A 17,841-nucleotide genomic window follows, 5' to 3' on the forward strand; every position below is an offset into this window, starting at 1 on the left:
TCGCGCTTTAGGCTGCCGAATCACAGATTCGATCGCGCCCCTGTAACTTTGCCTCATAAAGGGCTTGATCTGCATCTCGAATTAACTCTTTACGACTATGGTTCTCACTAGGAATTACACAACCGATTCCTAAACTGAGAGTCACATAGGATTTAACCGAGGATTTTTCATGAGAAAGATTGAGATCCGCCACCGCTTTCCGCGCTCTTTCTGCAACAACAAAGGCTTTTTCCTTAGGAGTGCCGGGAAGAATAATCGCAAACTCTTCCCCCCCATAACGAGCAACGCAATCATCTACTCGATAAGCAACACTTCGCAACGCCTGAGCCACCTGTCTGAGACAATCATCTCCCCACTGATGCCCATAATGATCATTAAACACCTTAAACTCATCAATATCGCACAAAATTAGAGATAATGGTTTCTGCTCCCGTTGTAACCGTTGCCAGTGGTGATCTAACATTTCATCAAACCAGCGTCGATTATAAAGTTGGGTTAAACCATCTTTAATCGCAAGTTCTTCTAACTTCTTATTCGCCTGTTGTAGTTGTTGGTAAAGTTCTGCCTGATGAATAGCGACACCCACTTGAGTTGCCAATTGAGTTAAGAGAGTGATTTCATTGGGATGCCAAAGGCGCACATCTCGACAATGATGGGCAATGAGTAACCCCCACAACTGTTCTTGATGTAAAATTGGAATCACTAAATTAGCCCGTACTTGCAATGAGCGTAACATCTCTTTATAACAAAGAGTCATCTGGCTCGCTTCAATATCCTCAATCGCTAAAACCCGTCCATTTTTATATAACGGCGCAGATTTAGTTTCAAAACAAGGATCCTCAATAGTTTGGTCTAATAGGGAATCCCAAGGCTCAATCACCGATTCAGTGACAATTGTTCCACTCCAGTCTTCTTGAAATTGATAAAGGATAACCCGATCAGTTTCTAAAAATTCCTGAATTTCTTTTACAGTTACTTGGAAAATTTCCTCTAAATCTAACGAAGCATGAACTTGTTGGCTAATCTCAGCAATCAGCTGTTCCCGTCGCGTTTGAGTAAACAGTTGTTGCAGGGAGGAAGAAGGAGCTTTAGAATCACCACTAGGGAGTTGAGGGCTATTTTCCATATTTTCAGAGTTGCTAATTTGACCAATTTGTAGATCAAAGATGGAATTTTCGATCGCGCTATTAAAGAGAAACTCGGTCATCTCATCAGCAGAAAGAGGGTGACTAATGAAATAGCCTTGCACCTCTTGAGAAGATTTAGCACCATCGGTATTAATACACATCGAACGTAGAGCATCTAATTGGTGTAGATTTTCCATCCCTTCAGCAACTAAACGCAGGTTTAAGCCTTGTGCCAAAGCTATCACACTATTGACAATTGCAGTGTCAATCACACTGGTTTTAATCTCTTTAATAAATGTGCGATCAATTTTGAGGGTATTTAGGGGAAAAGATTTAATGGCATTGAGGGAAGAATACCCCATGCCAAAATCATCAAGGGCAACACTCACTCCCATTTCTTGCAACTTTTGTAATGTCCAATAAGTGAGATCAACATTTTGGGCTACAGTGGTTTCAGTGATTTCAATTTCTAACCCTGCTGCAGGAACATTTGTTTCTTCTAAAACTTGTTGAATTACATTAACAAAATGAGTTTGTTGAAATTGACGAGCAGAAATATTAATAGCAACTCGCAACTCTGTAAGTCCGTTTTCTCGCCATTGGGCTAATTGCTGACAGGCTTTTTTTAGTACCCAATGCCCAATTTCACAAATGAGATCGCTTTCTTCCACAAAGGGAATAAAATGTTGAGGGGATAACAACCCTTGTTCAGGATGTTGCCAACGAATGAGGGCTTCCACCGCAGTAACTTTGCCAGTTTCTAAATCCACCTGTGGCTGGTAATAAAGGCAAAAATCTTCATTTTGCAGAGAATTGCGAATCTCGGTTTCCAGGGTGAGAGGGTTAAGCGGCGATCGCAACGAGGGGCTATAAACCTGATAACAGTTTCTCCCTTGTTCTTTCGCGCTATACATGGCGGTTTCTGCATTCATTAAAAGGGTTTCGGCATCTGTGCCATCATAGGGACTAATGGCAACCCCCCAACTCCCCTTGACATAAATTTCATGTCCTAATAGAGAGAACGGTTCTTGGAAGCTCATCCCGATTTCTCTAACCAGATTTTCAATTTCGGCACTATTGAGATGGTTTAAATTTTGCAAGAGAATAACGAATTTATCCCCATGCCAATGGGCTAATAAGCCTTCTATTTCCGATAAGTGGTTTTGCAGGCGTTTTGACACTAATTTTAAGAGTTCATCTCCAGCGTTATGCCCAAGGGTATTATTCACCTGCTGAAAGCGATCTAAATCCAAAAAGATCACCGCAAATAAATCTTGTTTCTCAGTTGCTTCTGTGGTCAAGGATTTTAATTTCTCTGTAAAGTCTTGACGATTCGGTAACTCTATCAAAGAACGGTTATGAGTTTTCCAGATTATGTCCTGATTTAAATTTTGTTGTTGAAACCCCTCTTGCCAAGTTTGCGCGATCGCGCTACCTAACTTCATTTCCTCAGTTGTCCAACTCTCAATCGCGGCTTTTTTCTTAATTTCTTGCCAAGGAGAGAAAGAGGGCCGAAGTTGTCGCATTTCTAAAGTAGATTTCGGTGGACGACCAGCCCACCAGATAGTTTCTGGTTCATTTTCTCGAAAAATGGTTAAATATCCCTCTCGATAAGACGTTGCCATCAGGGGAATAATTAGAGCCGAATAGGGAGGGGAGGCTTTAGCATCCAGTTCATAAGCCAACACTGACATCCCCACATCGGGAAAAGACATTTGATCTGCTTCTAACAAACATTTTTGCCACTCTTGGCTTTCCTCTAATATGTCTCCTGCTTGACTCGGAATTACCTTTTCACTCCGCCTTAAAGGGACTTGCTTTCCAAACTGATAAACCTCACTTTTTCCTCTCAATCCCTGTAGATAAATTCTGCCGCCGCAACCACCGAGACTTTTCACTGCCACTTCTAAAAGCTTGTTTAGAGGAGGATTTGCTGTATTTTGCAATAAACTCCGAATCTTTTTTAGCGTTTGTTCACGGTGTAGCAACGCCTGTTGATAATGGGATAAGATCTCTGTTGTCAGTAATAATGTTAAACGCTCTCCTAGCAGTTCTAACATAGTCAACTCACCTTTTTGCCAACAATGAGAGCGACTGTCATGAATCAACAGTAAACCCCACAATTCCTCTTGGATAATAATGGGATAAGTCAAACTAGCTTCTATTCCCAACTGTTTTAAATATTTCAAATGACAATGAGATGAACTAACATAAGCATTTGCAGTGGGTTGATTGGGGCGTCGCTGAATTTGTTGCTGAGAAGGTACATCCACTAAAACCCGCACCTGTTCCTCTAAAAAGCGTTTCCGAGCTACCTCAGGAATATCTGATGCTGGAAAGCGCAATCCTAATAGCGAGACTAAATTGGCGTTCTGAGCAAGGCTTTCTACGATTACTTCTCCGCTCTTATCCTCTAAAAATTGATAAACTGCCACTCGATCAACTTCCAAAAACTCACTAATTTCCTGGACGGTTTCTTGAATGCGTTGTGATACAGATTGAATCAATTTCTTCATGAAAGTTACTAAAATGGGGCGGACTTGATCTTAAAATAATGATTTCTTATGTTTCTATCGTAACAATTACCAGATTTAATGATTATCCGTTTGAGGTACAATGGGCTAGTTAAGGAACTGTCATATCGAGAATACACCTTCCTCATCATTGCACAGTAGCATAACCTCAATAGTGATGAATATCACCCTTGCCAATGCAGAAGCAACTCAAGCACTGGGAAATAAGTTAGGAGAAATCCTTGTTCCTAATAGTGTAATTTTATTATTTGGGGAACTTGGGGCGGGAAAAACCACCTTTGTGCAAGGTTTAGGAGAAGGTTTAGGCATAACAATCCCCATTGTTAGCCCTACTTTTACTTTAGTTAATGAATATCAACAAGGACGGCTTCCCCTTTACCATTTAGACTTATACCGCTTAGAAAGTCCTGAAGCCATTGCAGGCTTATTTCCGGAAACTTACTGGGAAGGAAAAGAAGTTCGCCCTGGGATTACTGCTATTGAATGGGCAAACCGACTTCCTTATTTGCCAGAGAGTTATCTAGAAGTGAGTCTCTTCCAAACAGAGGTTGCTCGTCAAGCTAAAATAGAATTTTATCCTCACAATTCTGAAGCAAGGTTATCTATTTTTAAAATTATTAAAGATATAGCAATATGATCTCATTGGTAAACACTCCCTTAACTTGTGATCCCCCCTAACCCCCCTTATTAAAGGGGGGAACTAAGGTGGCAGTTTACAACTAAATTAAAATTGCTATAGCAATATGATCTCATTTGTAAAAACTAGCTCAACATTACGTAGGCTGAAAGCCGTGCCGAAGGCTTCCCCCCCACCCCCCTTAGTAAGGGGGGAATTAAAGGGGGGATCAAATGCAGGAATTTACAACTGATTTAGGATTGCTATACCTCAGTTAAATAAAAAGTATTTTCCATGTTTAAAATTACTCAATTAATGGTTGGCTTCCTTCTTGCCTTTTTACTTCTATTTCCTGATCTTGCTTATGCTGCCACAATTGGTAAATCAGAGAGACGAGAATTACGAGAATATGCTTGCCTTCGTTATGATGCTAATGAAGAAAAAGAAGAAACAATTAGAAAGATAACCGATAAAATTTCCTCTCAGTATTATGAAGATTTTCAGAAGAAGTTTTATATAAATGGGTTTACAGATAAAGCTAAAGATTATGCTCAAGACTTACTCAAAGATTTAAAGCCTAAATTTCAGAAAATGGCAGCAGATCTTTATGATATAGGAACCTTGAAAGAATACTGCACTGACGAAAAAATTAAACAACTGAAACGGGAAGAGAAAACCTAGGGAGAAAATCAGATGGTAGCTCAATCATCACAAGCCTTAAAAGATCTTTATGAGAAAGACTTTGTTTTATGGATTGACCAAACAGCAGAACAAATTCGGCAAGGAAACATTAATAATTTAGACTGGGAAAATCTTTTAGCGGAGATAGAGGCGTTGGGGAGAGAACAGAGAAATAAAGTAGAAAGCTATCTAATTCAAACGATTAAAAATTTATTAATGTATCAATATTGGCAGTCAGAAAAGGTTTATTGTGAGCGCGGATGGATAGAGGAAATTGATAATTTTCGGATTGAATTAGAAATTTTACTAAGATCGAAGACACTTTATAACTATGGAATCTCTATTTTGGAAAACTGTTATCAAAAAGCAAAACGTTCGGTCATCAAAAAAACAGAATTTTCGGCTAGGGTGTTTCCTGAAAAATGTCCTTATACTTGGGAAGAGGTAATAGACTTTGATTTTTTGCCTGAGTCCAATTCCTAACCTTGTATCAAATTTATCAAAATGTACGATAAAATAGGGAAGCTCGGAGTTTAGTGATATGAATCTCGATGGTTGCCCTAGAAACAACGCCTAATTCCTTATCAAGTCTCGCTCAACAAACCCAAAACGCCGCAAAACAGTTAGCTATCTTATCGACACAGCAACGAAACGAAGCATTAAGCGCGATCGCGCAGGCGCTATCTACCTATCAAGACGACATTATTACTGCCAACGCCAAAGACTGTGAACAAGCCAAAATCGACGGCATTCCAGAAGCGCTACAAGCCAGATTAAAGTTAGATCAAAATAAATTACAAAGCGCGATCGCTGGTATTGAAGATGTTGCTAAACTCCCTGATCCCATTGGAACCACTCAAATTAACCGCGAACTTGACAAAGGATTAATCTTAAAACGCCTTACTTGCCCCTTAGGAGTCTTAGGAGTCATTTTTGAAGCCCGTCCCGATGCCCTCATTCAGATTACTAGTTTAGCGATTAAATCGGGGAATGGCGTAATTTTAAAGGGAGGCAAAGAAGCCCTTAATTCTTGTCAAACTTTAACCCAAGTTATTCATAATGCTTTAGCAGAAACGGATGTTCCTCCAGAAGCAGTGCAACTTCTTACCACTCGCGCTGAAATTCAAGAGTTATTAGCCTTAGATCAATATGTTGATTTAATTATTCCCAGAGGTTCTAATTCTTTTGTCCGCTATATTCAGGAAAACACGAATATTCCTGTTTTAGGACACGCCGATGGCATTTGTCATATTTATATTGATCAAGAAGCTGATCTCAACAAAGCGGTTACCCTGACTGTTGATTCTAAAACCCAATATCCGGCAGCCTGTAATGCAGTAGAAACCCTGTTAGTTCACCAGGCTATTGCTAAGGACGTTTTACCGTTACTGGAAAAAGCAATGACCGAAAAAGGGGTTACTTTACGCGGTGATCAAGCAACTCGTCAAATTTTACCGCAAATTGAAGAAGCCACAGCAACAGATTGGGAAACTGAATATGGAGGCTTAATATTAGCCGTTAAAGTTGTGGAAAGTGCCGCAAGCGCGATCGCGCATATTCAAACTTATAGCTCAAAACATACCGAAGCTATTATCACTGAAAATAGTAATCTTGCTCAAACATTTCTCCATCAGGTTGATGCCGCCGGAGTCTTCCATAACTGTTCCACTCGTTTCTCCGATGGCTTTCGTTATGGCTTTGGCGCAGAAGTCGGTATTAGCACTCAAAAAATGCCTCCAAGAGGGCCAGTGGGGTTAGAAGGATTGGTAACTTATAAATATCAACTTACGGGAGATGGACATATTGCGGCTACCTATAGTGGGGAGAATGCAAAACCTTTTACCCACAAAGATTTGTAAAGCAACTCCTGAAATCTCTTTTTACTTTTCTTGGGCAATATCGCTGAATTTTTCTTGACGGCGATAGTGAATTTCTTCTGCACTAAACTGGTTAAGTAAGCCTAATATTTGATTTTCAATCTCTTCTGGATTAAAAATTAATAGTTCTAAATTAGTTAGGGGATGACCAAAGCGAAACCTTCCTTGTTTTTCTACATGATTGACTTGTTCTAAATTTTTTATAGGAGGAAAAATGTTTTTTCCAATGGTGTAAGGGGTATGAAATTGAAAACAGTCATCAGCATGAGATGAGTTGGGAACGATAATTTCGGTGGAAAACAAAGCATAATAGTCTTTAACTTGGACAATAAACTGATCTTCGTAATGATCATAGTAACCGTAGTCTGGATATTGGGGACGATAAAAACTTAATTTGGCTAAGGGGCAAGTATTTAAAATCGCGATCGCGCGGTTTTTCAACTGATAAAACTTATTAGCACTTTCAGATAAATTATGTTCCTGTAAACTTTTTGCCCCTCGTGATACCCAGCGAGTTAATTCTGCTAATTCAAAATAACGAGATAATTGGGGAAAATGGGTTAACCAATAATGTTTTCGCTGTTGTAAGCGTTGCTGAAACTGCTTCCGAAATAAAGTAGCGGTGTAACGTTGTTCCTCCAAAATTTCGGCACGGTTATCTTTAGCAATTTGAGCTAAGTGAGCAAATTTCTGTTCTCGATTGGCTTCTAATTTTGCTAAATCTTGAGTAGCTAAACAGCGATTAATGGCTTCTTTCACTTGCTTGGGAGTAAAGAATTTACCATCTTCAATAGGAGTGTCTTCTCGCCAAAATGTATAACTTGCTTGTGGGTTATCTATTTCTTTGGGTACTAAGTTTTCAGGGAAAGGAAGCCCATAATGTTCCTGCTTATGACTGGGGATTAAAAATAAAGCTCTCTCAGAAATGGTTGGCACTTTTAACTCACAAATATAAAACCCTTTGAGATTATTTTTTCCTGTCTCCGCTTCAAAATAAGCAGTCCAACCTTGTTGATGCCACACAATATCGGGGGGATAATCACCAGAAAAATGAAAATTTAGGGTGGTATAATTAGAGCAAGCAAGAAGCGCGATCGCGCTCCCCTTAAACGTTTCTAATTCCTGTGCCGTTTGACAATATTTTTGCCCCTTAGTTTTAGCGCGTTTTGCCTTATCGCGATAAAGTTCACTCAGTTGATGCCCCACAACTACCCAATAAGCTAACTCAAAAAGTTCCGCAAAATTCCCCCAATATTTTTTATCTAACTCTAACTTTAATAATTTCTCTTCCCGTTGCTTGTTAGATTGCTGGCGACTGGTTTTAGCAACTTTAGCAGCTTCCTTCCTGCGTTGAGACTTTTTTTGTTCATATTCTTGTCGCCATTGAGAAACCTGATCTCGGAGGGCAACCGTCCCCACTAAATCATAAACTGGATAAACGCCATACTTAAACTCATCATAGTATAAAATCGGTAAGCGTTCCTCCTCTGTCCACCGCCTGCGTTCGGTTTTGGAACACGCTAAAATTGCTTCTAGCTGAGTCGGATGTAACGCAAAAGAATCAGTATTTTCGCTAAAAAACTCTTTTAAGCTTTGATAATCAGCCGTTTTAATCACTAAATTAATGATTTCATCTTTTTTAGTCTTCTTAGGAATTTTTGCTATCTCTAATTGTTCCGTAGCAAAATTGATTAAAACCTCTTTATTAATAAAATTGAGAAAATACTTAAGAGACGCTTCAACATTTTGAGCAATTAACTCCTTAGTTTGAGAGGGGGATTGTAAAAGATATTCACCGAGAATAACGGCATATTGAGTGAAATTTGTTTCCGTCATAGTTGCTAATTCGCTCGCGATACATTACTTTGGCTTCCCAGTCTGCTATAGTTAAATGGGTTTGGGTTCGACTCAGGTTCAAATAAAAATGCTACGAACGATCGCGCAGATCAAAGAAAAACTCGAAGATAAAAAAGCCGTTGTCTGGACAGTAGAAGAACTAAAAGTCCAAGTGGCGGAGAAAGGAGTTAGCCAAGTTGCCAAAGAAGTAGATGTGGTGACAACTGGCACGTTTGAACCCATGGAATCCTCTGGGGCAATGATTAACCTCGGGCATACAGATCCCCCCATTAATATCCGACAATGCTGGTTAGATGGTGTTCCCGCTTACACGGGATTAGGGGCGGTTGATCTTTATCTGGGAGCAACTGCCATTCCAGATTATCGTAGTTCTGGGGAAGCCAATGAGTTAGAAGCTCGTCTTGGAATGAATCACAAGGAACGGAGCGGCGGTCATATTATCCAAGATTTAATTGCTGGAAAACAGATTCAACTCAAAGCCATGGGACAAGTTAGTGACTGTTATCCCCGTGCTTCCTTTCAAACCACGCTTACTCGCGATACTATTAATCAATTTTATCTTTATAATCCTCGCAACGTCTATCAAAATTTTATCGTGGGAGTAAATGCGGGAGAGCGTATTCTTTACACTTATTTGGGGCCACTACACCCTAGATTAGGAAATGCCGTCTATTCTTGTCCTGGGGCAATTTCTCCTCTGTTTAATGATCCCCTGCTAGAGTTAATTGGTATTGGTACTCCTGTCTTTTTAGGTGGGGGAATTGGTTATATTGCCGCAGAAGGAACGCAACATTTTCCTAAACAAAGACGACTCGCAAATCAAACCCCCATTGGTCCCGCTGCTACTTTAACCCTGGTTGGTGATGCGAAAACGATGGATCCGCGTTGGGTAAGGGGCTGTTATTTTAAAAATTATGGTCCTTCTCTAATGATGGGAGTGGGAATCCCGTTACCCATGTTAAGCGAAGAAGCGGTTGCCTATTGTGCCATTAAAGATGAAGATATTGTTGCCCCCATTGTTGATTTTTCCATTCCTAGACGAGTGCGACCAACTTTTGGCTTAGTGAATTATGCTCAACTCAAAAGTGGCAAAATAAAAATCGAAGGGGAAACTGTACGAACTGCTCCTTTAGCAAGTATTCCGCGATCGCGCGAAATTGCCACCCTTCTCAAAGAGCAAATTCTTGCAGGAACTTTTCCCATAGCAGAACCCATTGCCCCCTTACCGAAAGATCGTGCCTTTCTCCCTCAAGATCGTTGGGGATCGCAGTTTGCCCTAGATTGATCCTCTACCATTAAATAATCCCATAGGCAAAATGATCGTAAAAAAGCTAAAGAGGATCTCCCGTTGTTCCCACAATTCTCCTATCCAAATTTGTGGCACATAAAACCCAAGCACTTCTACATTACTAGCAAATACTTCACTCTCCCAACTTGCTAACCCTGTTAACCAAGCCAGTGCCACCCCTAGTAAAACCGCTAGTAAGCCCCCAGGAATGATATAGCGACTTCCCGGAATCCGAAACTGCACTTTACCAAAGTAGGTCAAAAGAACAATTGCTAAAGGTACCATGGCAACAATCGGATGGGCATAGGTTTGTAATAGGTAATCCATGCCTAAGAAAGTTAGAGCAAGTCCCCCCAACGTTCCTAAAAGAGCCGCCCGAGGGGTTAAACGGCGCACGTGATGACCTATTCCAGCCCCGAGTAATTCAATAATCCCTGAGCCCAAACACGCGACCATTCCAGCTTGCCAGGCTAACTCGGCTGCTTCCTGAGATGAAGCACCATTTGCCATCGCCTGAGATCGCACTGGCACCATAACCAGAAAAATATAAACAAATAAGCTAATTGTATTGATTCCATAGGGCAAGGCGGTTAAGTCATCCCGCTCTTCTTGTTTCCCTTGCTGATAGGCGAGCCAACTGTAATAAAAGTTGCCAACAATTAAACTCAAAGCAAGACTTGGCAACAGTCGTCCATAGACAATTTCAGGAGGAAAATTTAAAACCCCCTGCGTTAAACTAACAACCGCCAAAATTTGAATTAAGTTGTTTAATCCCAAACCAAAAAAGCCATCAATATCCTGAGGCACGAACCAACGGGGAAGGCGAGTTACTCCTTGATCTTGCATAAGAATTCGTTAGATATTTGCCAGTTTCTTTATTAATTAGATATGGTACTATTTCTATCAGAGTAACTTTAATATGGCAATACTTTATAGACTTTTCTATTAAGGGAATCATTGCCAGTCAGATAAACTGTGCTATAGAGAAAAAATGAACCTGATCCATGAAATTTTAGAGAGTCTTCCGAAAGATGATCCAGAAGAACGTCAATTAATTAGTGGGGTTTCTTGGGAAGGATATCAAAGTCTTTTAGATACCTTGGGAGAATCGGGAAGATATCGCATTACTTATGATCAGGGGTTTCTAAATGTTATTAGAAAACTTACTATTTTTTCTAATTACCACAATAATTTTATCTCTGATGGCTTACTATTGGCGTATAGCTAAACCCTTTTCTATCCCACAAACTCCGAACTGGTTTCGACCTTGGTTTATTCTAGTACAAGTATTAGGAGTTTTATTCCCCCTAATTGCCTTAATTCTCTGGGGAATTTGGTGGAGAAATACAATTGTTTTATTTATTTTTGCCTCATACTTTCTGATCTTAGGATTACAAATCCTAACTGAAACAATAATGTTAAGACAATTTCAAACAGTAGCTTGGGTGGCGATCCCCTATTTTTATGTTCCCTATCGAGTGTGGCAACTGTATCAAGGTTTAATAACGATTGGAGATATAGTGATTCCAAATAAAAAACAGCAACCTAAAAGTAGTGGGAGCATCTTGCTCCCTAGTAGCAGCCAAGATGGCTGCACTACGGAACTGAATTGGAACGACTATAATTATTGCCTGAATTTATTGCAATTGCCCTTACTTTTCCGTTGGGAAAAAGAATAAAAAATCCCCCAGAAAGGGGGAGGCTAAAAGAATTAACAATTAATCAACTATTCCTTGTAGGCTTCCATTCCCACACAGGAACAGACTAAATTGCGATCGCCGTAAGCGTTATCAATTCGACTTACTGCCGGCCAGAACTTGTATTCTCGTAGCCAGTCAGCAGGATACGCCGCTTTTTCCCGAGAGTAGGAATATTGCCAATCATCAGCAATCAGCATTTCATGGGTATGCGGTGCTTTTTTCAAGGGATTATCTTCCGCATCTACCTCTCCAGCTTCAATGGCAGCAATTTCTTGGCGAATCGCAATCATCGCATCACAGAAACGGTCTAACTCTTCTTTTGACTCACTTTCTGTGGGCTCAACCATAATTGTGCCAGCAACGGGCCAAGACACTGTAGGCGCGTGGAAGCCAAAATCCATTAACCGCTTGGCAATGTCATCGACACCAATGTTGGCACTTTTCTTCACAGGACGGAGATCAATGATACATTCGTGAGCCACTAATCCAGCGTTACCTTTATACAACACTGGGTAATGGTCATCCAAACGATGAGCAATATAATTAGCGTTGAGAATGGCAACCTTACTGGCGTGAGTTAACCCTTTGCCACCCATCATGGCAATAAACATCCAAGAAATGGGCAAAATACTGGGACTTCCCCAAGGCGCAGCAGCTACTGCACCAATTGCTTTTTCGCCACCCGTTTCAATCACAGGATGACTGGGCAAGAAGGGGGCTAAATGGCTTTGTACGCCAATGGGACCCATACCAGGACCACCGCCACCATGGGGGATACAGAAGGTTTTATGTAAGTTCAGGTGACAGACATCAGCGCCATAATCCCCAGGACGGCATAATCCCATTTGGGCGTTCATGTTTGCCCCATCCAGATAAACTTGTCCGCCGTGTTCGTGGACAATATCGCAGATGGTTTGAATTTCCGTTTCAAATACCCCATGAGTGGAGGGGTAGGTAATCATCAGCGCCCCTAAATTATCGCTGTATTTTTCTGCTTTTGCCCGTAATTCTTCAAGATCAATATCGCCCCGTTCGTTACAGCTAATGGGAACGACTTTCATCCCACACATCACCGCACTAGCAGGGTTAGTACCGTGTGCCGATTCAGGGATTAAACAAATATTGCGATGACCTTCGCCTCGGGTTTCGTGGTACTGACGAATCACTAGGAGTCCTGTGTATTCTCCTTGCGCTCCTGCGTTGGGCTGCAGGGAGATATCAGCAAAGCCCGTGATTTCTGCTAGCCATTCTCGCAACTGTTGAAAGAGGGTTTGATAGCCCTGAGTTTGTGATTTTGGCGCAAAGGGATGAATTTTCCCAAACTCTGGCCAAGTAACAGGATACATCTCTGCTGCGGCGTTGAGCTTCATGGTACATGATCCTAAGGGAATCATGGAGGTAGTCAGGGATAAGTCTTTGCTTTGGAGATGGTTGAGATATCGCAACAGTTTCGTTTCCGAGTGATATTGATTGAAAACGGGTTCTGTGAGATACTCGCTCGTCCGTTGAAATGGTTCAGGAAATTCAAAGGTGAGTTCGGGAACCAGTTCTTCTAAACGCAAGGGCAATGTTTCTTGACCTGCGAAAATTTGCAAGAGCGTGGTTACTTCTTCTACGGTGCTAGTTTCGTCTAAACTCACACCAATCGCGCCATCATCATAAGCCCGTAAGTTGATTTTCTCGGCTTGCGCTGCGTTGAGAATCTCTTGTTGTTCACGTGGCCCATTGCTGGTTTCGATTTTTAAGGTATCGAAATACGGCTCAGAGCTAATGGTGTAACCAATGCGTTTTAAGCCTTCTGCAAGGGTAACTGTCAACCGATGGACTTTTTCGGCAATGCGTTTGATGCCACCAGGTCCATGATAAACGGCGTAAGTTGATGCAATCACGGCTAGTAATACTTGGGCAGTGCAAATATTACTGGTTGCGCGATCGCGCCGGATATGCTGCTCTCGTGTCTGTAACGCGAGGCGGAGCGCCGGCTTTCCTTGTGTATCTTTAGAAACTCCCACTAATCTGCCGGGAATTTGACGTTTATATTTTTCTTTGGTTGCAAAATAGGCGGCGTGTGGTCCACCATACCCTAACGGTACCCCAAACCGTTGGGTAGAGCCAACCGCAATGTCTGCGCCCCATTCTCCAGGTGGCGTTAAAAGTGCCAAACTCAGAGGATCAGCCGCAACCGTTACCAATGCTTTTTGTTCATGGACTTTTTCCACAAATTCCCGATAGTCACAGACTTTGCCGTCGGTAGTGGGATATTGCAGGATTGCTCCAAAAATGGGCGTACTACAGTCAAAGGTTTGCTCATCCCCAACAATGATTTCTACACCAAGGGGTTTCGCTCTTGTGTGTAACAGTTCAATGGTTTGCGGATGACAATTTTTGGAGACAAAAAAGGCATTGGCTTTATTTTTACACACCCCTAAGCTCATGCTCATGGCTTCAGCGGCTGCTGTGGCTTCGTCTAATAGGGAAGCATTGGCAATTTCCAAGCCCGTTAAATCACTGACCATGGTTTGGAAGTTGAGCAGGGCTTCTAACCGTCCCTGAGCAATTTCTGGCTGATAGGGCGTATATGCGGTGTACCAGCCTGGGTTTTCTAAAATGTTTCGCTGAATCGCAGCAGGGGTAATACAGTCAGAGTAGCCCATGCCAATTAGGGAGCGAAAGACTTGATTTTGAGACGCGATCGCGCGTAACTGCTTTAACGCCTCATCTTCACTTTTTTCGGTAGGCAGGTTTAAGTCTTGCTTTAAGCGAATGGAACTAGGAACGGTCTTATCAATGAGATCATCAAGAGACGAGAACCCTAATTCCGTTAGCATCTGTTCAATTTCGGTGGGAGTCGGATCAACGTGCCGTTGCACAAACTGATCCTCCAACCCTAAAACTTCCGCCACAGGGGATCGGGGTTGAGTGTTATTGAGTTGTCTGGTTCTTGAATCTAAATTAACCATAGAAAATGGATAGATGTGTACTACACAAAAGAACTGATTGTGTTCTCCTGTATTAATTTGTAACAAATTTGGAAGGTAAGACGGCTTTTCCTATTCTCCTTCGACTTTGGCTCGATATTCATCTGCCGAAAGAGCGTCATTTGCTTCCTCAGGGTTACTTAATTGAACTTTTAACAGCCAACCTTCCCCATAGGGATCTTCAGCAATGGTTTCAGGATTATCCACTGCTGCGCTATTCTGTTCAATAACTTTCCCTGATACAGGGGCATACATATCTTCTACGGCTTTCACCGATTCCACCGTGCCAAAGGTTTCTCCCTTCTCAACGGTGTCATCCACATCAGGAAGTTCCACAAAGACAATATCTCCGAGTTGATCCACGGCAAAGGCGCTAATCCCAATGGTGGCGGTTTCTCCCTCGACGCGCACATATTCATGAGAATCCATATATTTTAAGTCGCTCGGATATTCAAGAGCCATATTTTCTCCTTTTAACAATTGATATGATTTTCCTAAGGGGGGTTGTACCCTACCCTGCTTAGTTTACAACGTCTTGGGATTCAGTCATAGAATCGTAACTGGTTACAAATTCCTAACAACCAATCAATCAGCAATTAGAAAAGAGTAATATGGCAGGACATAGTAAGTGGGCAAATATCAAACATCAAAAAGCACGGATGGATGCTAAAAAGGGCAAAACCTTTACGCAACTGTCTCGTGCCATTATTGTTGCGGCTCGTAATGGGGGGCCAGATCCTGAAACGAATTTTCAGTTAAGAACTGCAATTGAAAAAGCCAAAGCCGCGAGTTTGCCTAATGAGAATATTGAACGCGCGATCGCGAAAGGAGCAGGCACCTATGATAGTGATGAAGGACAATTAGAGGCCATTCGCTATGAAGGCTATGGTCCCGGGGGAGTTGCTATTTTAATTGAAGCCCTCACCGATAATCGCAATCGGACAGCGGCAGATTTACGGTCGGCGTTTTCCAAAAATGGGGGAAATTTAGGAGAAACAGGCTGTGTTAGCTGGATGTTTGACCAAAAAGGGGTTGTCCGTTTAGAAGGGGAAATTGATGAAGATGCTTTATTAGAAGCCTCAGTCGAAGGAGGCGCAGACACTTATGAAATGACTGATGATCCTGTTGGGGCAGAAGTATTTACAGAGCCGACAAATTTAGAACCCTTAAACCGCACTCTAACCGAGCAAGGATTTCCCGTGAAAGAAGCAGAATTTCGCTGGATTGCCAATAATTATGTAGCGGTAACTGATCCTGATCAAGCGCGATCGCTGTTGAAATTAATGGATACGTTAGAAGGTTTAGATGATGTCCAAAATGTGACTGCTAACTTTGAAATGGCAAATGAATTAGTATTACAAGATACGCGATAAGTGGCAAACTACTTAACTGATTAATTGCGGTTGTCCATTCTCATAAAACGGACGAATCGATTGAATAATTGCCCCGACGGTTTGGGTTAATCCTTCTTTTTCTTCAAAATGTCTGGCTGTGGCATACAGCCGATTTTCTAACTCACTTAAGGTAGGAAACGCTTTAATCGCTTGGTTGAGTAAACTGTCTAACTGATGATTAATTAGGAGTGACCAGTCTTGCTCATTAAAGTCAATTTTATAATAAAGCATCGAAAATAGAAGAATTTTAATCCGCAGTGGCGTTGTATAACGAGTTACCTCGTAACGTAAATCAAAAATATTGCAATTGGTTTTATCAGTTGCTGGCTCTGACTCCTTAAATTGATAATTAGTAGAGGTAGCTTTTGCTGAATTGAAATTAACTTGTGTTTTCTTTTCTTTTACATTAGTTAAGTTATCGTCTGGGTTTTGGGAGAGAGCTGATTGACGTTTTAAGTGGGTAGTATTTCCCGTTCTTTCAGGATTCGGAAGAGTTTCTGATTTTAGTGCTGTAAACTGTGAAGGAATCCCATCACTATTTTCTGAATCATCAACAGCCAATACATTGGAAGAATCGTAAAGTAACTTAACTTGCTCTAAAATAATGTTAGCAATAACTTGATATTTATCTTTTTTATTTAATGTACTAACAATTCCATTAATATTTTTTTCAAATGCAGAAAAATTAGGCTCTCTTTGATATAATTCTTGTAAAAGGGATTTAGTTCGATATTTAATTAAGACCTGAGAACTATTTTCCCAACGATGTTTACAAGCGCAAAAGAGCATTTTTTTGATGCGAGTAATTTCTGGGTGCTGCTTTAACTGGTGGACAATGTGGTTAAGAGTCACAGGATTACTGGGTTTTGTAGAAGTTGAGTGAGACTGAGCATTATTGTTTAAGCAACGAAGATTTAAATCATCAATAATTTCGTTAACATTTTGATATCGTTCTCGGGGACTCACCTTAACCATACCCGTTAAGACGTTGGCAAAAGCATCATCAATCTCCACTAAATGTTGCCATAATAATTCTCCTGTGGTGGGATCTTCTGCTAATCGTTTCGGAGAGAGTCCAGTTAGTCCCTGAATAACAATTTTGCCTAAGGCATAAATGTCACTATTATAAGAAGGTTGTCCCCCTTGCTGTTCGATGGGCATATAGGAAGGAGTGCCAATCGCCACCGTAAAGCCTGTATGCTCTTGCTCTTCTTCCTCTTGTAGTTTGGTAATTTTTTTAACAGAGCCGAAATCAATTAAGACTAACTTATTATCACTCTGGCGGCGAATAATATTTTCTGGTTTCAAATCACGATGGATTACCTGATTATCATGAATAAACTTTAAAACAGGAAGAATATCTGCTAAAAACGCGATCGCGCTTTTTTGAGACCACTTTCGCTTTCCTTTGATCTCTTTTGAAAGTAACGTTCCTTCAATAAACTCTTGTACCAGGTAAAATTGTTGATCCTCCTCAAAATGGGCTTTAAGTTGTGGAATCTGGGGATGGCTACCAATATGAGCTAAAACCGAAGCCTCTAAATCAAATAATCGCCTTGCAGTCTGTAGCATCCACGCTTCATTAACTTGAGGCTTTAACTGTTTGACAACACACCAAGGTTTTCCCGGGAAATCACAATCCTTAGCCAAAAAAGTTTGGCCGAATCCCCCAACTCCCAACTCTTTAATAATATAGTAGCGATCGCGCAACTTGACTCCCAACATAAGTTCTTGTCTCACCTTTTTCTAAATCCTTCATTAATAGTTAGTGATTTACCATCATGGAAAA

At 41.1% G+C, this 17,841-nt stretch carries 14 protein-coding genes; 8 read left to right on the forward strand and 6 right to left on the reverse strand.

Going from position 1 to position 17,841, the window contains the following annotated elements:
• Positions 1-7 precede the first annotated feature (7 nt).
• On the reverse strand, positions 8-3,643 hold the full coding sequence (locus FRE64_RS14150) for a diguanylate cyclase domain-containing protein (RefSeq protein ID WP_146296821.1): 3,636 nt from the start codon (positions 3,641-3,643) through the stop codon (positions 8-10).
• A gap of 175 nt (positions 3,644-3,818) precedes the next feature.
• Here FRE64_RS14150 and tsaE point away from each other — a divergent pair, with 175 nt between their 5' ends.
• The 4 genes from tsaE (at position 3,819) to FRE64_RS14170 (ending at position 6,817) form a co-directional block, all read left to right on the forward strand.
• Positions 3,819-4,298, forward strand: a complete 480-nt coding sequence (gene tsaE, locus FRE64_RS14155; protein ID WP_146297374.1) for a tRNA (adenosine(37)-N6)-threonylcarbamoyltransferase complex ATPase subunit type 1 TsaE — start codon at positions 3,819-3,821, stop codon at positions 4,296-4,298.
• A 273-nt stretch (positions 4,299-4,571) separates the two neighbouring features.
• A complete protein-coding gene (locus FRE64_RS14160; protein ID WP_146296822.1) occupies positions 4,572-4,958 on the forward strand; it encodes a hypothetical protein in 387 nt (128 codons plus the stop codon).
• Between the two features lie 12 nt (positions 4,959-4,970).
• Positions 4,971-5,441 (forward strand): DUF29 domain-containing protein, encoded by a 471-nt coding sequence (locus FRE64_RS14165; protein ID WP_146296823.1) that lies wholly within the window; start codon positions 4,971-4,973, stop codon positions 5,439-5,441.
• Between the two features lie 68 nt (positions 5,442-5,509).
• Positions 5,510-6,817, forward strand: coding sequence for a glutamate-5-semialdehyde dehydrogenase (locus FRE64_RS14170; RefSeq protein WP_146296824.1), 1,308 nt, complete (start codon positions 5,510-5,512; stop codon positions 6,815-6,817).
• Between the two features lie 21 nt (positions 6,818-6,838).
• Here the strand turns inward: FRE64_RS14170 and FRE64_RS14175 are convergent, their stop codons facing one another.
• A complete protein-coding gene (locus FRE64_RS14175) occupies positions 6,839-8,671 on the reverse strand; it encodes a hypothetical protein (RefSeq protein WP_146296825.1) in 1,833 nt (610 codons plus the stop codon).
• An 88-nt stretch (positions 8,672-8,759) separates the two neighbouring features.
• Here FRE64_RS14175 and FRE64_RS14180 point away from each other — a divergent pair, with 88 nt between their 5' ends.
• Positions 8,760-9,977 carry a homocysteine biosynthesis protein gene (locus tag FRE64_RS14180; RefSeq protein WP_146296826.1) on the forward strand — a complete coding sequence of 406 codons (1,218 nt, stop codon included), beginning with the start codon at positions 8,760-8,762 and terminating at the stop codon, positions 9,975-9,977.
• Here the strand turns inward: FRE64_RS14180 and FRE64_RS14185 are convergent.
• Positions 9,969-10,826 (reverse strand): hypothetical protein, encoded by an 858-nt coding sequence (locus FRE64_RS14185; RefSeq protein ID WP_146296827.1) that lies wholly within the window; start codon positions 10,824-10,826, stop codon positions 9,969-9,971. The two genes, FRE64_RS14180 and FRE64_RS14185, sit on opposite strands and share 9 nt — an antisense overlap.
• Before the next feature lie 145 nt (positions 10,827-10,971).
• On the opposite strand from FRE64_RS14185, the gene FRE64_RS14190 reads away from it, so the two are divergent.
• On the forward strand, positions 10,972-11,208 hold the full coding sequence (locus tag FRE64_RS14190; RefSeq protein ID WP_146296828.1) for a hypothetical protein: 237 nt from the start codon (positions 10,972-10,974) through the stop codon (positions 11,206-11,208).
• Positions 11,183-11,659 carry a hypothetical protein gene (locus FRE64_RS14195; protein WP_222597830.1) on the forward strand — a complete coding sequence of 159 codons (477 nt, stop codon included), beginning with the start codon at positions 11,183-11,185 and terminating at the stop codon, positions 11,657-11,659. The genes FRE64_RS14190 and FRE64_RS14195 overlap by 26 nt, the downstream gene beginning before the upstream one ends.
• 47 nt (positions 11,660-11,706) lie before the next feature.
• Here the strand turns inward: FRE64_RS14195 and gcvP are convergent, their stop codons facing one another.
• A complete protein-coding gene (gcvP, locus tag FRE64_RS14200) occupies positions 11,707-14,640 on the reverse strand; it encodes an aminomethyl-transferring glycine dehydrogenase (protein ID WP_146296830.1) in 2,934 nt (977 codons plus the stop codon).
• 90 nt (positions 14,641-14,730) lie between these two features.
• Positions 14,731-15,120, reverse strand: a complete 390-nt coding sequence (gcvH, locus tag FRE64_RS14205) for a glycine cleavage system protein GcvH (RefSeq protein ID WP_146296831.1) — start codon at positions 15,118-15,120, stop codon at positions 14,731-14,733.
• A gap of 149 nt (positions 15,121-15,269) precedes the next feature.
• Here gcvH and FRE64_RS14210 point away from each other — a divergent pair, with 149 nt between their 5' ends.
• Positions 15,270-16,031 carry a YebC/PmpR family DNA-binding transcriptional regulator gene (locus FRE64_RS14210; RefSeq protein WP_146296832.1) on the forward strand — a complete coding sequence of 254 codons (762 nt, stop codon included), beginning with the start codon at positions 15,270-15,272 and terminating at the stop codon, positions 16,029-16,031.
• A 12-nt stretch (positions 16,032-16,043) separates the two neighbouring features.
• On the opposite strand, the gene FRE64_RS14215 is transcribed toward FRE64_RS14210, so the two are convergent.
• Positions 16,044-17,792 carry a serine/threonine-protein kinase gene (locus FRE64_RS14215; RefSeq protein WP_146296833.1) on the reverse strand — a complete coding sequence of 583 codons (1,749 nt, stop codon included), beginning with the start codon at positions 17,790-17,792 and terminating at the stop codon, positions 16,044-16,046.
• Positions 17,793-17,841: the final 49 nt, after the last annotated feature.

The sequence above is a fragment of the Euhalothece natronophila Z-M001 genome, assembly GCF_007904085.1.
GTDB classification, from domain to species: Bacteria; Cyanobacteriota; Cyanobacteriia; order Cyanobacteriales; family Rubidibacteraceae; genus Halothece; species Halothece natronophila.